Origin of the sequence: Pseudomonas sp. Au-Pse12, from assembly GCF_021341665.1 — a bacterium.
GTDB lineage: Bacteria > Pseudomonadota > Gammaproteobacteria > Pseudomonadales > Pseudomonadaceae > Aquipseudomonas.
Genome location: NZ_JAJTTH010000005.1, coordinates 242648 through 258482 on the forward strand (window position 1 = coordinate 242648; position 15835 = coordinate 258482).

16 protein-coding genes are annotated in these 15835 nt (G+C 62.9%); 15 read left to right on the plus strand and 1 reads right to left on the minus strand.

The annotated features are described in order from the left end of the window. Positions 1-179 precede the first annotated feature (179 nt). The 15 genes from acpP (at position 180) to LXM55_RS16150 (ending at position 14365) form a co-directional block, all read left to right on the plus strand. On the plus strand, positions 180-416 hold the full coding sequence (gene acpP / locus LXM55_RS16080; protein ID WP_003175607.1) for an acyl carrier protein: 237 nt from the start codon (positions 180-182) through the stop codon (positions 414-416). Positions 417-526: 110 nt separating this feature from the next. Then, positions 527-1771 (plus strand): beta-ketoacyl-ACP synthase II, encoded by a 1245-nt coding sequence (fabF, locus tag LXM55_RS16085; protein ID WP_233321284.1) that lies wholly within the window; start codon positions 527-529, stop codon positions 1769-1771. Continuing rightward, positions 1771-2586 carry an aminodeoxychorismate lyase gene (gene pabC, locus LXM55_RS16090; protein WP_233321285.1) on the plus strand — a complete coding sequence of 272 codons (816 nt, stop codon included), beginning with the start codon at positions 1771-1773 and terminating at the stop codon, positions 2584-2586. The genes fabF and pabC overlap by 1 nt, the downstream gene beginning before the upstream one ends. 3 nt (positions 2587-2589) lie before the next feature. Then, entirely contained in the window at positions 2590-3762 is a 1173-nt protein-coding gene (gene mltG / locus LXM55_RS16095) for an endolytic transglycosylase MltG (RefSeq protein WP_233321286.1), read from the plus strand. Between the two features lie 19 nt (positions 3763-3781). Continuing rightward, positions 3782-4414 carry a dTMP kinase gene (gene tmk / locus LXM55_RS16100; protein ID WP_233321287.1) on the plus strand — a complete coding sequence of 211 codons (633 nt, stop codon included), beginning with the start codon at positions 3782-3784 and terminating at the stop codon, positions 4412-4414. Continuing rightward, positions 4407-5393 (plus strand): DNA polymerase III subunit delta', encoded by a 987-nt coding sequence (locus tag LXM55_RS16105; protein ID WP_233321288.1) that lies wholly within the window; start codon positions 4407-4409, stop codon positions 5391-5393. Before tmk ends, LXM55_RS16105 begins: the two co-directional genes overlap by 8 nt. Positions 5394-5476: 83 nt before the next feature. Beyond that, on the plus strand, positions 5477-6262 hold the full coding sequence (locus tag LXM55_RS16110) for a TatD family hydrolase (RefSeq protein WP_233321289.1): 786 nt from the start codon (positions 5477-5479) through the stop codon (positions 6260-6262). Between the two features lie 769 nt (positions 6263-7031). After that, on the plus strand, positions 7032-7670 hold the full coding sequence (locus tag LXM55_RS16115; RefSeq protein ID WP_011060125.1) for a TetR/AcrR family transcriptional regulator: 639 nt from the start codon (positions 7032-7034) through the stop codon (positions 7668-7670). A 139-nt stretch (positions 7671-7809) separates the two neighbouring features. Then, positions 7810-8778 carry a GTP 3',8-cyclase MoaA gene (locus LXM55_RS16120; RefSeq protein ID WP_233321290.1) on the plus strand — a complete coding sequence of 323 codons (969 nt, stop codon included), beginning with the start codon at positions 7810-7812 and terminating at the stop codon, positions 8776-8778. Positions 8779-8878: 100 nt separating this feature from the next. Next, positions 8879-9481, plus strand: a complete 603-nt coding sequence (locus tag LXM55_RS16125; protein WP_233321291.1) for a DUF4823 domain-containing protein — start codon at positions 8879-8881, stop codon at positions 9479-9481. Between the two features lie 18 nt (positions 9482-9499). Beyond that, on the plus strand, positions 9500-10063 hold the full coding sequence (locus LXM55_RS16130) for a DUF1285 domain-containing protein (RefSeq protein WP_233321292.1): 564 nt from the start codon (positions 9500-9502) through the stop codon (positions 10061-10063). A gap of 70 nt (positions 10064-10133) precedes the next feature. Then, complete coding sequence (locus tag LXM55_RS16135; protein WP_233321293.1) at positions 10134-10847, plus strand: GntR family transcriptional regulator; 714 nt, start codon at positions 10134-10136, stop codon at positions 10845-10847. After that, a complete protein-coding gene (locus LXM55_RS16140) occupies positions 10844-11842 on the plus strand; it encodes an ADP-ribosylglycohydrolase family protein (protein ID WP_233321294.1) in 999 nt (332 codons plus the stop codon). Before LXM55_RS16135 ends, LXM55_RS16140 begins: the two co-directional genes overlap by 4 nt. Before the next feature lie 143 nt (positions 11843-11985). Continuing rightward, positions 11986-13452, plus strand: coding sequence for a purine-cytosine permease family protein (locus LXM55_RS16145; RefSeq protein ID WP_233321295.1), 1467 nt, complete (start codon positions 11986-11988; stop codon positions 13450-13452). Next, positions 13445-14365, plus strand: a complete 921-nt coding sequence (locus LXM55_RS16150; protein ID WP_233321296.1) for a PfkB family carbohydrate kinase — start codon at positions 13445-13447, stop codon at positions 14363-14365. Before LXM55_RS16145 ends, LXM55_RS16150 begins: the two co-directional genes overlap by 8 nt. Positions 14366-14477: 112 nt before the next feature. Here the strand turns inward: LXM55_RS16150 and LXM55_RS16155 are convergent, their stop codons facing one another. After that, positions 14478-15704, minus strand: a complete 1227-nt coding sequence (locus LXM55_RS16155) for an MFS transporter (protein WP_233321297.1) — start codon at positions 15702-15704, stop codon at positions 14478-14480. Positions 15705-15835: the final 131 nt, after the last annotated feature.

The window sequence follows — 15835 nt, forward strand, 5'->3', positions numbered from 1 at the left end:
GCTTCAAAAAAATGTCATACGAGCTGTCTAAAATCCGTTATAAAGCTGCAATCTATTTATAGGCAGATGGCCAAAGGGTTTGAGGGACAAAGCTTTCAGTTGAAAAGCTGAAAAGCCTTTCTATACACTTACCCACTGGCCAGCTGCCTGAATTTGTCCATTAGGAGTGAAAACAAGGTATGAGCACCATCGAAGAGCGCGTCAAGAAAATCGTTGCTGAGCAACTGGGCGTTAAAGAAGAAGAAGTTGTGAACACCGCTTCCTTCGTTGAAGACCTGGGTGCCGACTCCCTTGACACCGTTGAGCTGGTGATGGCTCTGGAAGAGGAATTCGAGACCGAAATCCCTGACGAAGAAGCTGAAAAGATCACTACCGTTCAAGCAGCTATCGACTACGTTACCAGCCACCAGGCTTAATCGTTTGTAGTCGTCTTTTGCTGTCATGGAAAAACCGCACTGCCGTTACGGCGTGCGGTTTTTTCTTTAGGCCTGATACAAAGTGTCGTCATTAGAAAAAGGAGAGTGCTGTGTCGCGTAGACGCGTCGTAGTCACCGGTATGGGTATGTTGTCGCCATTGGGTACGGATGTACCGAGTAGCTGGCAGGGCATTCTGGCTGGCCAAAGTGGCATCGGTCTGATCGAGCACACCGACCTTTCTGCCTATTCCACCCGTTTTGGCGGCTCGGTAAAGGGCTTCAATGTCGAGGAATACCTGTCGGCCAAAGAGGCCCGCAAACTCGACCTGTTCATTCAATACGGCCTGGCGGCCGGGTTTCAGGCTGTGCGTAACGCGGGTCTGGAAGTCACCGACGCCAACCGTGAACGCATCGGCGTGGCCATGGGCTCGGGTATTGGCGGTTTGACCAATATCGAAGAAACCAGCCGCACCCTGCACGAATCCGGCCCACGACGGATTTCTCCGTTCTTCGTGCCTGGCTCGATCATCAATATGATTTCCGGTTTCCTGTCCATCCACCTGGGTGCCCAGGGGCCGAACTACGCCATTTCCACGGCGTGCACCACCGGCACTCACTGCATCGGCATGGCCGCGCGCAACATCGCCTACGGTGAAGCCGACGTGATGATTGCCGGCGGTGCCGAGATGGCCGCCTGCGGCCTGGGCATGGGCGGCTTCGGCGCGTCCCGTGCGCTGTCGACCCGCAACGACGAGCCGACCCGCGCCAGCCGTCCCTGGGACAAGGGGCGTGATGGCTTCGTGTTGTCCGACGGTGCCGGTGCCCTTGTTCTGGAAGAGCTGGAACACGCCAAGGCTCGTGGCGCCACCATCTACGCCGAGCTGATTGGTTTCGGCATGAGTGGCGACGCCTATCACATGACTTCGCCTCCTGCCGATGGCGCCGGTGCCGCTCGCTGCATCGCCAATGCCCTGCGCGACGCCAAGCTCAATGTGGACCAGGTGCAGTACATCAACGCCCATGGCACTTCGACCCCAGCTGGCGACCTGGCAGAAGCCGAAGCGATCAAGAGTGTGTTTGGCGACCACGCCTACAAGCTGGCGATCAGTTCCACCAAGTCCATGACCGGTCACCTGCTGGGTGCTGCCGGGGCGATCGAGGCGATCTTCAGCGTGCTGGCGATCAACAGCCAGGTCGCACCGCCCACCATCAACCTGGATGAGCCGGATGAAGGCTGCGACCTCGATTTCGTGCCGCACACTGCGCGCAGCATGGACATCGACGTAGTGCTGTCCAACTCCTTCGGTTTTGGTGGTACCAACGGCTCCCTGGTGTTCCGCCGGTTCGCCGAGTGATGCACAGCTGGGTCGACGGTCAGCCAGCTGACGCACTGTCGCTCAAGGATCGCGGCCTGGCTTACGGCGACGGCCTGTTCGAGACCATCGCCGTCAGATCCGGGCGGCCGCAACTGCTGGAGCGGCATCTGCAGCGTCTGGCTGAAGGTGGCCGGCGCCTGGCACTGACGGCGGATCACGCGTTGATCCGCAGTGAAGTGCTGGCCTGCGCGGCTGCTTTGGGCGATGGCGTGCTCAAGCTGATCCTGACCCGGGGCGACAGCCTGCGTGGTTATGCCGCCGACCCCACGACCCCGGCCCGGCGGATTCTCCAGGGTTCTGCCTTGCCGGCGTATCCCCAGGCCCATGCCGAGCAAGGCATTCGCCTGTTCCCCTGTGCCACGCGTCTGGCCGAACAACCTTTGTTGGCTGGTCTCAAGCATCTCAATCGTCTTGAGCAGGTTCTGGCCCGCGCCGAGTGGCGTGATAGCGAGCATGCCGAAGGCTTGATGCGAGATACCTCCGGGCGAGTCATCGAGGGTGTGTTCAGCAATCTGTTCCTGGTCAGCCAGGGGCGGCTGTTGACGGCTGACCTGAGTCGCTGTGGCGTGGCCGGCGTGATGCGCGCTGAAATATTGTTTCAGGCCGAGTCATTGGGGGTTCCCGTGGAAGTCCTGGATATCAGTCTCGATCAGTTGCAGCAGGCTGATGAAGTCTTCGCCTGCAACAGCGTCTACGGCATTTGGCCAGTGCTTGGCTGTGCTGGGATGAGCTGGTCGGCGGGTGCGCTCACCCGTAAACTGCAGGGCATTACCCGCGCACTACTGGATGCTTGATTCGTGAGACGTAAATTACTGCTCCTGCTGGAAACCGGACTGGTCCTGGCAGGGCTGCTGTTGGGCGCGAGTGCCTGGAAGTTGCACTCGGCCCTGGAACAACCGCTGAACCTGAGTCAGGAACAGTTGCTCGATGTTCCCGCGGGCTCGACTCCCACCGGCACCTTCAATCGCTTGCAGGCCGATGGCGTGCTCGACGACGCATTCTGGCTGCGCCTGTACTGGCGTTTCAACCTGGCGGGCCAGCCGCTGCACAGCGGCGAGTACCGCATGACCCCGGGCATGACCGCCGAAGGCCTGATCGGCCTCTGGCAGCGTGGCGAGGTGGTGCAATACAGCCTGACCCTGGTGGAGGGCTGGAATTTCCGCCAGGTGCGCAGCGCCCTGGCCAAGAGCGACAAACTGCAACAGACCCTGGGCGGTCTCAGCGACAGCCAGGTGATGGAAAAGCTCGGTCACCCCGGCGTCTTCCCTGAAGGACGTTTTTTTCCTGATACCTATCGCTTCGTGCGGGGCATGACCGATGCCGAACTCCTGGAAAAGGCCTACGACCGTCTTGATGATGTGCTGGCCAAGGAGTGGAGCAAACGGGCTGACGATGCGCCTTATCGCGACCCCTATCAGGCGCTGATCATGGCCTCGCTGGTGGAGAAGGAAACCGGTGTGCCTCAGGAGCGCGGGCAGATCGCCGGTGTGTTTGTGCGGCGCATGCAGATTGGCATGCTGCTGCAGACCGATCCCACGGTGATCTATGGCCTGGGTGAGCGTTACACCGGCAAGCTGACCCGCGCCCATCTCAAGGAAGCCACGCCCTACAACACCTACGTGATCGCCGGCTTGCCGCCGACGCCGATTGCCATGGTCGGGCGCGAGGCGATTCACGCGGCCCTCAACCCGGTACCGGGCAAGAGCCTGTATTTTGTCGCGCGGGGTGACGGCAGCCATGTGTTCTCCGATGACCTGGATGCTCACAACAGTGCGGTGCGCGAGTTCCAGCTCAAGCGCCGTGCCGACTATCGTTCCAGCCCGGCGCCGGCCAGTGCCCCGGCGGCTCCGGAGGCTGTGAGCCCGGCGCCATCCACCACGGTGCAGACGGCTCCGGCCGATGCTCCGCAAGCGCCGGCTGCGAGCGAGGCTCCTGGCGAGCGCGAGCCGGCGCCGAAAAGCCCGCAATGACTTTGATTAAGGACTGCCTGTGACTGGCTTGTTTATTACCCTGGAAGGCCCGGAAGGTGCCGGCAAAAGCACCAACCGCGAATACCTCGCCGAGCGCCTGCGCGCGGCGGGGATCGAGGTGCTATTGACCCGTGAACCCGGGGGCACGCCTTTGGCTGAGCGAATTCGCGAGGTGCTGTTGACCCCAGTCGAAGAGGTCATGAATGCCGACACCGAGTTGTTGCTGGTATTCGCCGCGCGCGCCCAGCACTTGGCAACGGTAATTCGCCCGGCTCTGGCCCGGGGCGCGGTGGTGCTGTGTGACCGCTTCACCGATTCCACCTACGCCTATCAAGGGGCGGGCCGCGGCCTGAGCCTGGAACGTATTGCCGCGCTGGAGGATTTCGTCCAAGGCGATCTGCGCCCCGACTTGACCCTGGTCTTCGATTTGCCGGTGGATGTCGGCCTGGCGCGGGCCAGTGCCCGTGGTCGGCTGGATCGCTTCGAGCAGGAAGGCCAGGCGTTTTTCCAGAAGGTTCGCGAGGCTTTCCTGGCCCGTGCCGCCGCAGCCCCGCAGCGGTATGTACTGGTGGACGCGGCGCAGCCTCTGGCCCAGGTCCAGCAGTCCCTGGATGCGCTGCTGCCGCAGTTGCTGGAGCGCGCCCGTGGCTGAGGTCTTCCCCTGGCAGGACAGCCTCTGGCAGCAGTTGGCGGGGCGTGCGCAACACGCTCACGCCTACCTGCTGCATGGCCCGGCGGGCATCGGCAAGCGGGCCTTGGCCGAGCGCCTGATGGCGTGCTTGCTGTGCCAGCGCCCGGAAGGCCTGGATGCCTGCGGGCAGTGCAAGTCGTGCCTGTTGCTGCAGGCTGGCAGTCATCCGGACAACTATGTGCTGGAACCCGAGGAAGCGGACAAGGCGATCAAGGTCGACCAGGTCCGCGAGCTGGTCAGCTTCGTGGTCCAGACCGCCCAGTTGGGCGGGCGCAAGGTGGTGCTGATCGAGCCGGTGGAGTCGATGAACATCAACGCCGCGAACGCCCTGCTCAAGAGCCTCGAAGAGCCCTCCGGCAACACAGTGCTGTTGCTGGTCAGCCACCAGCCCAGTCGGCTGCTGCCGACTATCAAGAGCCGCTGCGTGCAGCAGGCCTGCCCGTTGCCCAGCGAGGCGATGAGCCTGCAATGGCTGTCCCGGGCCCTGCCTGACTGCTCCGAAGAGGAGCGGGTAGAGCTATTGACCCTGGCCGCCGGCTCGCCGCTGGCGGCGGTCAGCTTGCAGGCCCAAGGGGTTCGCGAGCAGCGCGCGCTGGTGGTGGAAGGGGTGAAGAAACTGCTGAAGCAGCAGCAGTCGCCAACGCAACTGGCCGAATCCTGGAATGCCATTCCCTTGCTGCTGCTGTTCGACTGGTTTTGCGACTGGTCGAACCTGGTGCTGCGTTATCAACTGACCCAGGACGAACAGGGGCTGGGGCTGCAGGACATGCGCAAGGTGCTGCAATACCTGGCGCAGAAATCCAGCCAGGCCAAGGTGCTGAATATTCAGGACTGGATCCTGGCCCAGCGCCAGAAGGTCCTGAGCAAGGCCAACCTCAACCGCGTGCTGCTGCTGGAAGCCTTGCTGGTGCAATGGGCGGCCCTGCCTACCCAGCATTGACCCGCGGCGCCTAGAATCAACGCTGTTTCCGCCCGGGTGCAGAGCCCGGGCCTTTCATTGAACGGATGTAGTTGTAGCCTCCTATGCTCGTAGATTCCCATTGCCACCTTGATCGTCTCGACCTCGCCGCCCACGACGGCTCCCTGGATGCTGCGCTGGCGGCGGCCCGCCAGCGTGGCGTCGGGCACTTCCTGTGTATCGGCGTCAGTGCCGAGAATGCCGCGGACGTCAAGGCTCTGGCCGACCGCTATGACGATGTCGATTGCTCGGTGGGTGTGCATCCGCTGGATCTGCAGCCGGGCGCGGCGCCGGCCCTGGACTGGCTGCTGGGTGAGTTGAACCATCCGCGGGTGGTGGCCATCGGCGAGACTGGCCTGGACTATCACTACGAGCCGGAAGCCGCCGAACTGCAGCAGGCCTCGTTCCGCTTGCATCTGCAGGCCGCGCAGCAGACCGGCAAACCGGTGGTGGTGCATACCCGTGGTGCGCGTGCCGATACCCTGGCACTGTTGCGCGAGGCCGCCTTGCCCAATGCCGGGGTGCTGCATTGCTTTACCGAAGACTGGGAAATGGCCAGGGCGGCCCTGGACCTGGGCTTCTATATTTCCCTCTCGGGGATCGTCACCTTCCGCAATGCCGATGCCCTGCGGGATGTGGCGCGCCAGGTGCCGGCCGACCGGCTGCTGGTGGAAACCGATGCGCCTTACCTGGCGCCAATTCCGTATCGCGGCAAGCCCAACCTGCCGCAGTACGTGCGCGAAGTGGCGGAGTTCCTGGCGATGCTGCGGGGGGAAAGCTACGAGGCCTTTGCCGAGCAGACCACGGCAAACTTCAAGCGTCTGTTCCCCCTGGCGCGAGTCAGGGGCTGAGGCGAGAGGCCAAATCGCAGGCAAAAAAAACCCGGGTTCTGGGGGGTGAATCCGGGTTAAGACCATTAGGAGTAAAACTAAGGCACGCGGTCCCTTGGTACCTTGATCGGCGTTTCACTTGGGGGAGATGTCCCGCCGACAGTTGAAGTATTGATCACTATTGCGTTCAGTCCAGTTGCCCCTGCTCGTTTTTTAAACAAATTTGGAATACGCGCGCTTCGCTTGAGTTCTCATTTCCGTCATGTTGGCGGCTTTTTTCGGTAAAAACGTTGAATTCCCCGACGTTTTATCAACTTTACCTTCTGTTTTCCGGTTTTTCCTGTCGTTCGCTCACACAAGCTGTTGCAGTTTAAATTCTCGACAACCCTGATCCCATCAACGTCATCGATAGTTTCAGGGGGCGATCAAGGGCTGTGGATACCTTTCCTGATCCGGGGAAAGCGCCGGTTCTAGCACTTAATGATGAAATTGCGACTCATCGGGAGATTTTCGTCGTGGGTGGGGCTTGAGGGCAGGGTTGGTGCCTGCTGCAAGGGAATCTAGACTTTGTGGTCTGATCCGGGGCTTGCAGGGGCGTAATGTTTGCTATTTGAACGGCTTGCGACCCCCGTATTCACTGGTTTTTCCGGGCTTTTGGCGGCTGCGCAAGGTCGTCGCCAGGGGCGGCTTTTGTGCCAGAAACGCCAGCAACGAAGGATGATCCGTGCATTTTGGCGCAAGTTAGGCATAATACGCGGCTTCGATTTTGACCCCGAACAGACCTTTTCTTATGCAGAAAGAACCTCGTAAGGTCCGTGAGTTTCGTCGCCGCGAGCAAGAAATTCTCGATACCGCGCTCAAGCTGTTCCTCGAACAAGGTGAAGACAGTGTCACCGTCGAGATGATTGCGGATGCCGTGGGTATCGGCAAAGGGACCATCTATAAGCATTTCAAGTCCAAGGCGGAGATCTACCTGCGGCTGATGCTCGACTACGAGCGTGACCTGAACGAGCTGCTGCACTCGGCCGATGTCGACAAGGACAAGGAGGCCCTGTCCCGGGCCTATTTCGAATTCCGCATGCGTGATCCGCAGCGCTACCGGTTGTTCGACCGCCTGGAAGAAAAGGTGGTCAAGGGCAACCAGGTGCCGGAGATGGTCGAGGAGCTGCACAAGATCCGTGCTTCCAACTTCGAGCGCCTGACCCTGCTGATCAAGGGCCGCATCAGTGAAGGCAAGCTGGAGGATGTACCGCCGTACTTCCACTACTGTGCATCCTGGGCGCTGGTACATGGCGCAGTGGCGCTGTACCACTCGCCGTTCTGGAGCAATGTGCTGGAAGATCAGGAAGGTTTCTTCCAGTTCCTGATGGATATCGGTGTGCGCATGGGCAACAAGCGCAAGCGCGACCCCGACACCTCGAACAGCTAAGGCATTCAGTCGCTGTATTGCGCCATTGCCCATCTGTATGGCGCAGTGTCCGAGGAATATACTCAGGCATGGGACTTGCCAAAACCTGATTTATGGGTCAGGTTTTGCCCGGTTCCCCCTTCCTCCGCCGGAGTCATCCATGATCGTTGATCGTCAAGGCAGGCGCTTTCGCAACTTGCGGATCAGTCTGACGTCAGCCTGCAACTACGCCTGTACCTACTGCGTGCCCAACGGCAAGCGGCTGGTGGCTGCGCAGGACGAACTGTCGGCCGAAGCGATGGCTCGGGGCGTGGCGTATCTGATTGAAGCGGCCGGCATCGAACGCTTGCGCATCACCGGCGGTGAACCGCTGGTCAGCCCCAAGCTGGAAGCCTTCATGGGGGCGGTGGGGCGCATGGGGCTGGACGACATCAGCCTGACCACCAACGGCCAACTGCTGGCGCGCAAGCTGCCGTTGCTGGTGGAGGCGGGGATCCGCCGGATCAACGTCTCCCTCGATACCCTGGATCCTGCCGCCTTTCGCAGCATCGCCCGTGGCGGCGACTTGGCCACGGTGCTCGATGGCATGCAGCAAGCACGCAGCGCCGGCTTGAAGATTAAGGTCAACATGGTGCCGCTGCGCGGGCAGAACCTGGATCAGGTGATGCCGCTGCTTGATTACTGCCTGGAGCGCGGCTACGAGCTGCGCTTTATCGAGTTGATGCGCATGGGGCACCTGGCCAGTGATGGCAACGCCTTCCTGCAACAGTTTGTCAGCCTGCAACAGTTGCTGGACCTGATCGGCCAGCGCTACGAATACCTGCAGGCCGACGCGCCGGTGGACGCTACCGCGGTGCGCTATGCGATCCCCGGGCGTGGTCATTTCGGCGTGATCGCCAACGAAAGCGTGCCGTTCTGCCGGACCTGCTCGCGCCTGCGGCTGTCCTCCACCGGCTGGTTGCATGGCTGCCTGTCGTCGAGCAATCGTCACTATGTTGGCGACCTGCTGGACAAGCCGCGCCACCAGGCTCTGCCGGCTTTGCAGCGTTTGCTGGTCAAGGCCCTTGGGGACAAGCAGGACCTGGCTTTTTCCGGCGGGGCCACGGTGATGAAAATCATTGGTGGCTGAGGCTGCTTTGCGACGAATTTCCCTCAGGTCCGTAGCTGGCGCGGAAGCTGCATCTCGTGGCCATTCGCCGGTTTTCCGTCACCGGATTTTGGAGGGTAGGATGCGTAGCCTGGTTTTGCTGCTGGCCTTTTTGGCGCTCGGCGGCTGCATGAATGTCAGTGATATGGGCGAAGGGGTGCGTTATCACCTGAGTGACGCGGGGGTGCTCGATCACAGTGATACTCGTCGGACCAGCTCGTTCCGCATTCAGCCGGATTCGTTCATTTTCATCGCTCAGGGGCATTTCGTGCCGCCTGGTGGCGCCTATCCGCGGCCTAACGTGGTGGCCGAAGAAGCGTTCAATGGCTTTGTCGAGTATTTCCCCATGGTGCGTCGGGCCAAGGCCCCCGAAGGCTTGAACGAAGCCATGGCCGAAGCTCGGGAAGTGGGGGCGCACTACCTGCTCTACGCTCGTTTCGCCAAGGCCGACGACCGTATCGGCAACTCCGATGAGTGGCTGGACCAGGAAGCGGTGGACCGCCTGGGCGTCGATACCAGTACCATCCAGATCATGCTGATCGAAACCAGCACCCAGTACCTGATCGATACAACACGTATTCGCAGTCGTGGCGGTTTACTGACGTTCCACGACAACAAGCCACAGGATTTGCTCGGCCCGCCCTTGCAGCAATACGCTCGCGGTTTGCTGGGCCTGAGCGACTGATTGATTGAGGAGAGCGGCATGAGTGGACCCGGCAAGGCCAACGACCTGTTGGCACAGATTCCCAAGGCTGAAAAAGGCCTGCCGCCGGTCCACCTGTGGAGCCCCGATTTCTGTGGCGATATCGACATGCGTATCGCCCGTGACGGCACCTGGTACTACCTGGGTACGCCGATCGGTCGCAAACCCATGGTCAAGCTGTTCTCCACCATCATTCGCCGCGATGGCGATGACTATTTCCTCATCACCCCGGTGGAGAAGGTTGGCATCAAGGTCGACGATGCTCCCTTCGTCGCCGTGACCCTTGAAGTCGAAGGGCAGGGCGAGGCGCAGGTGCTGCGCTTCACCAGCAATGTCGACGAACCGGTGGTGGCCGACGGCGAGCACCCGCTGCGGGTGGAAATCGACCCGCTGACCCAGGAGCCGGCGCCTTACATCCTGGTGCGACACAACCTTGAGGCGCTGATCCATCGCAACGTCTTCTACCAGTTGGTGGAGCTGGCGCAGACCCGCCAGATCGATGGCCGGAATTGGCTCGGAGTGTGGAGTTCCGGGGTGTTCTTTCCTATCGGTCTTGAGCCCTGACAGACGTTTCAGAGCCTTGTAAGAAGATATTTCTTGCTCTCGCTCCGGCGTTTCATGTATCAAATCGGACATGATCAAACATGTCCGATTCGATAAGAAAACAAGAGTGGTCGACGAACTGATCCGGCGCATAGAAAGCGGTCTGCTGGAAGACGGTTTTCAATTGCCGGGCGAGCATCAGTTGGCCGAGGAATTCGGTGTCAGCCGCGGCACCTTGCGCGAGGCCCTGGCCGAGCTCAAGCGCCGCAACTACATCGCCACGCAAAGCGGTGTCGGCTCCATCGTCACCTTCGATGGAGTGGCCCTGGACCAGCATCATGGCTGGGCTCAGGCCCTGGCCGACAGCGGTGCGCTGGTCAATACCGAAGTGTTGCGCCTGGAGGCGATCCGGCGTCCGGATCTCAAGCATCGCCTGGGCACCGACCAGTTCATTGCCCTCGATCGCCGGCGCCGCAGCACCGATGGCCGGGTGCTGTCCCTGGAGCGTTCGCTGATTCCGGCTTCCGGCGAGCTGGAAGGCCTGCCCCGGGTCGGCCTGATCGATGATTCCCTGACCATTACCCTGGCCGCCTACGGCTACATTGGCGAGCGCGGCGATCAATGGATCGGCGCCGAACCCTTGAACGCCGAGGACGCCGAATTGCTGGGGCGGGCGCCGGGTGAAGTATTTCTCAAGGCCCTGCGCACCACCTACGACCGCCAGGGGCGCTTCATGGAGCAGGTCGAGAGCCTGCTGGACCCGCAGCATTTCCGCATGCACCTGCAATTTGGGGAGTCGCGGTGAACAGGTCGCAGCGAGCCCTCGGCGCGTTCTACGGGCTGGCCCTGGGGGACGCGTTGGGCATGCCGACCCAGTCCCTGAGCCGGGAACAGATCCAGCAGCATTTTGGTGTTATCCGGACGTTGGAGGATGCCGGCCCGGACCAGCCGATTGCCCCTAACATGCCCCGCGGCTCCATCACCGACGATACCGAGCAGGCGATCCTGGTGGGGCGCCTGCTGGTCCAGGGCCAAGGCCGGATCGCCCCGGCGGCACTGGCCCAGAGCCTGATCGAATGGGAAGCGCAGATGCAGGCCAAGGGTTCCCAGGACCTGCTGGGCCCTTCCACCAAGCGCGCGATTGAACTGATCCTCGCCGGTGAGTCGGTGGAGGAGGCGGGCCGCTATGGCACCACCAATGGCGCCGCGATGCGCATCACTCCGGTGGGCATCGCGGCCGACGTGGCCCGGCCCGAGGCTTTTCTCCAGGCCGTGGTCGAGGCCTGCCAGGTGACGCACAACACCAGCCTGGGTATTTCCAGCGCGGCCGCGGTGGCGGCGGTGGTGTCCGCCGGGATCAATGGGCTGCCCCTGGCCGAGGCATTGGCCTTGGGCGTTCAGGTTGCCCGGCAAGCGCAGGGCCGGGGCCATTGGGTGGCCGGCGCGACTATCGCTGCCCGGCTGGAATGGACCAGCACGCTGCGCGTTGATGGCGACCGGGAAGGTTTCGCGCGGATGCTCTACGAGTTGATCGGCACCTCGGTGGCTTCCCAGGAGTCGGTGGTGGTGAGTTTCGCCCTGGCCCGGCAAGTTGCCCTGGGCCAGCTACCGGCCTTCGAGGCGCTGTGCATGGCCGCCGGCCTTGGGGGCGACACCGACACCATCGCGGCGATTCTCGGCGCCATGCTCGGTGCCTGCCTCGGGATGGAGATCTGGCCCGCCGAACTGATCGCACAGGTGCGAAAGGTCAATGAACTGGAGCTGCAGCCTCTGGTAGAACAGCTGCTGGCGTTGCGATAAGCCGCCTTTCAGGTACGGGCCACAGCCTTTGCGGCCCGGTTGCCAAGAGCTAGGGAAAGCGACAACACGGCCAGGAATGCCGGGATGTTCTGTGACTTCCGAAATTGCCAAACACCATAACAACGGCAACAGGAGTTTTATCCATGAGTTCATCCACGGCAGCATCTGGCGCCGGGCAACTGGAAACCCGCGGTATCGAGCCGGTGCCCGAGGCCGAGTGCGACGGTCATCCCCTGCAGCTTTTCTGGGTCTGGTTCGCGGCCAACATCAGCATTCTCGGCTTGCCCTTGGGGGCGACCCTGGTGGCATTTCGCGGCCTGTCGATCTGGCAGGTGCTGCTGGTGGCCATTCTGGGGTCGGTGGGTTCGTTTGCCGTGGTCGGCTTGATCTCGGTTGCCGGTCGACGCGGGCGGGCCCCGAGCCTGACGCTGTCCCGGGCGATCTTCGGGGTGCGCGGCAATATCGGCCCGACCCTGGTGTCGATGCTTTCGCGGGTTGGCTGGGAGACGGTCAATACCACCACGGCGGCCTTTGTCCTGTTGTCCCTGAGTTCGATCCTGTTCCAGACCCCGGCGTCGGCCAAGGATGCGCCCCTGCTGACCCTGCTGTTCATCGGCATCTTCGTGCTGATGACCTTGAGCGTCTCCGGCCTGGGCCACGCCACCTTGCTGGTGATCCAGAAGTGGGCCACTTACGGTTTTGGCGCGCTGAACGTTCTGGTGGGCGGTTTCCTCTGCGCCACCATCGACTGGGCCGCGGTATTCAATGCCGCGCCGGCCCCCATGAGCGCGATGATCATCGGTGTCGGCACCATGGCGGCGGGTACCGGGATTGGCTGGGCCAGCTCCGGGGCCGACATGTCGCGCTACCAGCACCGTTCGGTGACGGCCGGGCGCCTGGTGGCTTCGGCGGCGTTCGGCGCCGGCATTCCGCTGGTGCTGCTGATTACCCTGGGTGGCCTGCTGTCGGTGGGCAACGATCACCTGGCCTCGGCGGTGGACCCGATCATCGCGATCCGCGACATGCTGCCAACCTGGATGGCCGTGCCGTACCTGATCGCTGCCTTTGGCGGCCTGCTGCTTTCCAACAATCTGTCGGTGTATTCGGCCGGCCTCACCGCGCTGACCCTGGGCCTCAAGGTCAAGCGGGTCTACGCGGTGCTGGTGGATATCGTGGCGATCTTCCTCGGCTCGATCTACTTCATGCTGATTGCCGACAGCTTCTACGGCCCTTTCATCAGCTTCATCTCCCTGCTGGCCGTGCCGATCACCGCCTGGGTGGGGATTTTCGTGGTGGACCTGATCCATCGTCATTACTACAGCGCCGATGACTTGCTCAACGTCGGCCCGAGCAGCGCCTACTGGTACCAGGGCGGCATCGAGTGGCGGGCCTTTGGCGCCTGGGTGCTGGCCATTGTCCTGGGTTTCTGTTTCACCACCATCGGCACCACTGCCGAAGATGTCTGGTTTACCGGGCCGCTGGCGGATTCCTGGCTGGGCCATAACGGCTTGGGCTGGATCGTCACGTTCCTGGTGGCTGGCGGCGGTTATGGCTTGCTGGGCGGTGCCCGGGATCGGCGCGCTGCCTTTGCCGAGCGCGCCAATGCCTAGGTTGCTGCACACCGGCCAGGTGATCATTGATCTGGTGATGGCGCTGCCGCGCCTGCCGGCTTCCGGGGGCGATGTGCTGGCGGAGTCGGCGTGCTTCGAGGCCGGTGGTGGTTTCAACGTCATGGCCGCCGCAGCGCGCAACGGTTTGCCGGTGGTCTACCTGGGGCGTCATGGCCAGGGGCGCTTTGGCGACCTGGCGCGTGAAGCGATGCAGCGCGAGGGCGTGCGGATGAGCCTGCCACCCAGCGCCGGTGCCGACACCGGCCTGTGCGTGGCCCTGACTGAAGCCTCGGCCGAGCGCACCTTCATCTCCCACATTGGCGCCGAAGGCGAGTTGTCCGCCGAGGACCTGGCCCAGGTCGAAGTGGCGCCGGGGGACTACCTCTACGTCAGCGGCTACAGCCTGTTGCAGGAGAGCAAGGCCCGGGCCCTGGTGGACTGGCTGCTGGCCTTGCCTCGTTCGATCCCGCTGATGTTCGATCCGGGGCCATTGGCCGGTGCGGCGGATTCACCGCTGATGGCGGCCTTGTTGCCGCGGATCGATATCTGGAGCAGCAACCGCGCCGAGGCGCTGCATTTCACCGCCACTTCGCAGCTTGCCGAGGCTCTGGCGCAGCTCCAAGACTGGCTGTCGCCCGCGGCCTTGCTGGTGCTGCGCGATGGCCCCCGGGGCTGTTGGATCAGCCACCAGGGGCGGGCGGTGCAGGTGCCGGGCTTCAAGGTTGAGGCCGTGGACAGCAACGGTGCCGGCGATGCCCATGCCGGGGTACTGATCGCCGGGCTCGCGGCGGGTCTTGAGCCGCTGACCGCAGCCCGTCGCGCCAACGCCGCGGCGGCGATTGCCGTGACCCGGCGCGGCCCAGCCACCGCCCCGGGGCATGCCGAAGTGGATGCGCTGCTGCAGCACGGCTGAGCCGGCAAGAGCCAGGCTGGCAAGCGTCAGCCGGCCTGGCTCGACGCCTCGATCCACTGCTGTTTGCGCCTGCGCGAGCGGCCCGGAATGTTCTTCGCCCGGGGCTTGCGCATCAGGCGGTGTTGGCGTCGGCCGCCATACGCCACCGATCCAGGCGCCGCCAGCCCAGGCGTGCGAGGCTGATGAGCCAATTCAGCAGGGCCACGCCGAGCACGCTGAACAGCAGTGCCTGGATGCCGGCTTCGACGATGAGCCGCCCGGCCAGCCAAGGGAAACCGAAGACCCCGATAAAGTACGAGAGGCTGAACAGCAGCAGCGCCTGGGACGTGCAGCCGGCGGGCGCTTCATTGGCTGCCAGGCCGTTGATCACTGAATAGGTCAGGCCGTAGCCGACCCCCAGGGTCACGGCAGCCAGCAAGTAACTGACGCTGCTGTCGACGGCAAACAGGAACAGCACGATCGACACCAGCATCAGCCCCGAGAGCAGGCAGGCGGCTCGATAGGGATCGCGCTTGACCACGATGCCGGCAATCAGCATGCGGCTGGCAATGGCGGCGCTCATGAAACCGAGGAAGAACAGCGAGTAGTCCACGCCCCGAGAGGGTCCGTAGCTGGTCTGGAAGCTCGATAGGCCGCCGAATACACAACCACCCAGGCCGACCATGAGAATCGGCCAGACAGCGCGTGAGGTCAGCACCTGCACGGTGCCGGCCCAGGTGATGCTGGCCGCGGTGGTGCCCAGGTGGTTGGCCTGCTGACGCAGCCGGCTGCCCAGCCCCCAGAAGATCAGCACCCCCAGCAGGCTGGCGCCGGCAGCGATCACGAAGGCGCTGGTCAGTGGATAGCCCAAGGCACTGGCCAGGCGCCCGAGCAATGGCCCGGAGCCAATACCGCTCATCATGCTGCCCGACAGCAGGGCGAAGTAGCGGGCCCGTTGCGCGGGCTGCACCAGCATCGCCACGATGATCGGCCCCAGGGTATAGAACACCCCCCAGCCCAGGCCCAGGGTCAGGCCGAAGCACAGCAGGCTGGGGCCGAACCCAGGAGTCAGGGCGAAGCCCAGGCTGGCTACGGCCAGCAGGCAGCCGAACAGCGCCACCGAGCGCGCGGCGCCGAGACGGTCCGCAAGATGGCCAGAGCCGATCACCGCGACAAAGGTGCTGAGCATTGCCGCGGAAATCACCGTGCCGGCGTCGTGCTCATTGCCTCCACGGCTGCTGATCAGCAGCGACAGCAGAAAGGTCGAGCCGTAGGACAGCGACAGCAGGTAGCTGCCCAGGCAGAACAGGCCGAACAACGGGGCCGAGACCCGGGACTCCTGCGGGGGGCGCGCGGACATGAAAGTGCCTCTTTTATGCTTGAAGTTGTGTCGGGCTTTCTAGCATGGCGCTCTCTGGCGTTTGTTGTGTTCCTGCAGGCCTCAGGGTTAGTCGGCAGCGGAGTAAGTGCTGGATCCGTGGCAGGCGGGCG

What these genes read in the sequence shown, in the direction of transcription:
- acpP (WP_003175607.1), top strand. Translation starts at nt 180, where the DNA reads ATGAGCACCATCGAAGAGCGCGTCAAGAAAATCGTTGCTGAGCAACTG.
- pabC (WP_233321285.1), top strand. Translation starts at nt 1,771, where the DNA reads ATGCACAGCTGGGTCGACGGTCAGCCAGCTGACGCACTGTCGCTCAAG.
- LXM55_RS16110 (WP_233321289.1), top strand. Translation starts at nt 5,477, where the DNA reads ATGCTCGTAGATTCCCATTGCCACCTTGATCGTCTCGACCTCGCCGCC.
- LXM55_RS16115 (WP_011060125.1), top strand. Translation starts at nt 7,032, where the DNA reads ATGCAGAAAGAACCTCGTAAGGTCCGTGAGTTTCGTCGCCGCGAGCAA.
- LXM55_RS16120 (WP_233321290.1), top strand. Translation starts at nt 7,810, where the DNA reads ATGATCGTTGATCGTCAAGGCAGGCGCTTTCGCAACTTGCGGATCAGT.
- LXM55_RS16125 (WP_233321291.1), top strand. Translation starts at nt 8,879, where the DNA reads ATGCGTAGCCTGGTTTTGCTGCTGGCCTTTTTGGCGCTCGGCGGCTGC.
- LXM55_RS16130 (WP_233321292.1), top strand. Translation starts at nt 9,500, where the DNA reads ATGAGTGGACCCGGCAAGGCCAACGACCTGTTGGCACAGATTCCCAAG.
- LXM55_RS16135 (WP_233321293.1), top strand. Translation starts at nt 10,134, where the DNA reads ATGATCAAACATGTCCGATTCGATAAGAAAACAAGAGTGGTCGACGAA.
- LXM55_RS16145 (WP_233321295.1), top strand. Translation starts at nt 11,986, where the DNA reads ATGAGTTCATCCACGGCAGCATCTGGCGCCGGGCAACTGGAAACCCGC.
- LXM55_RS16150 (WP_233321296.1), top strand. Translation starts at nt 13,445, where the DNA reads ATGCCTAGGTTGCTGCACACCGGCCAGGTGATCATTGATCTGGTGATG.
- LXM55_RS16155 (WP_233321297.1), bottom strand. Translation starts at nt 15,704, where the DNA reads ATGTCCGCGCGCCCCCCGCAGGAGTCCCGGGTCTCGGCCCCGTTGTTC.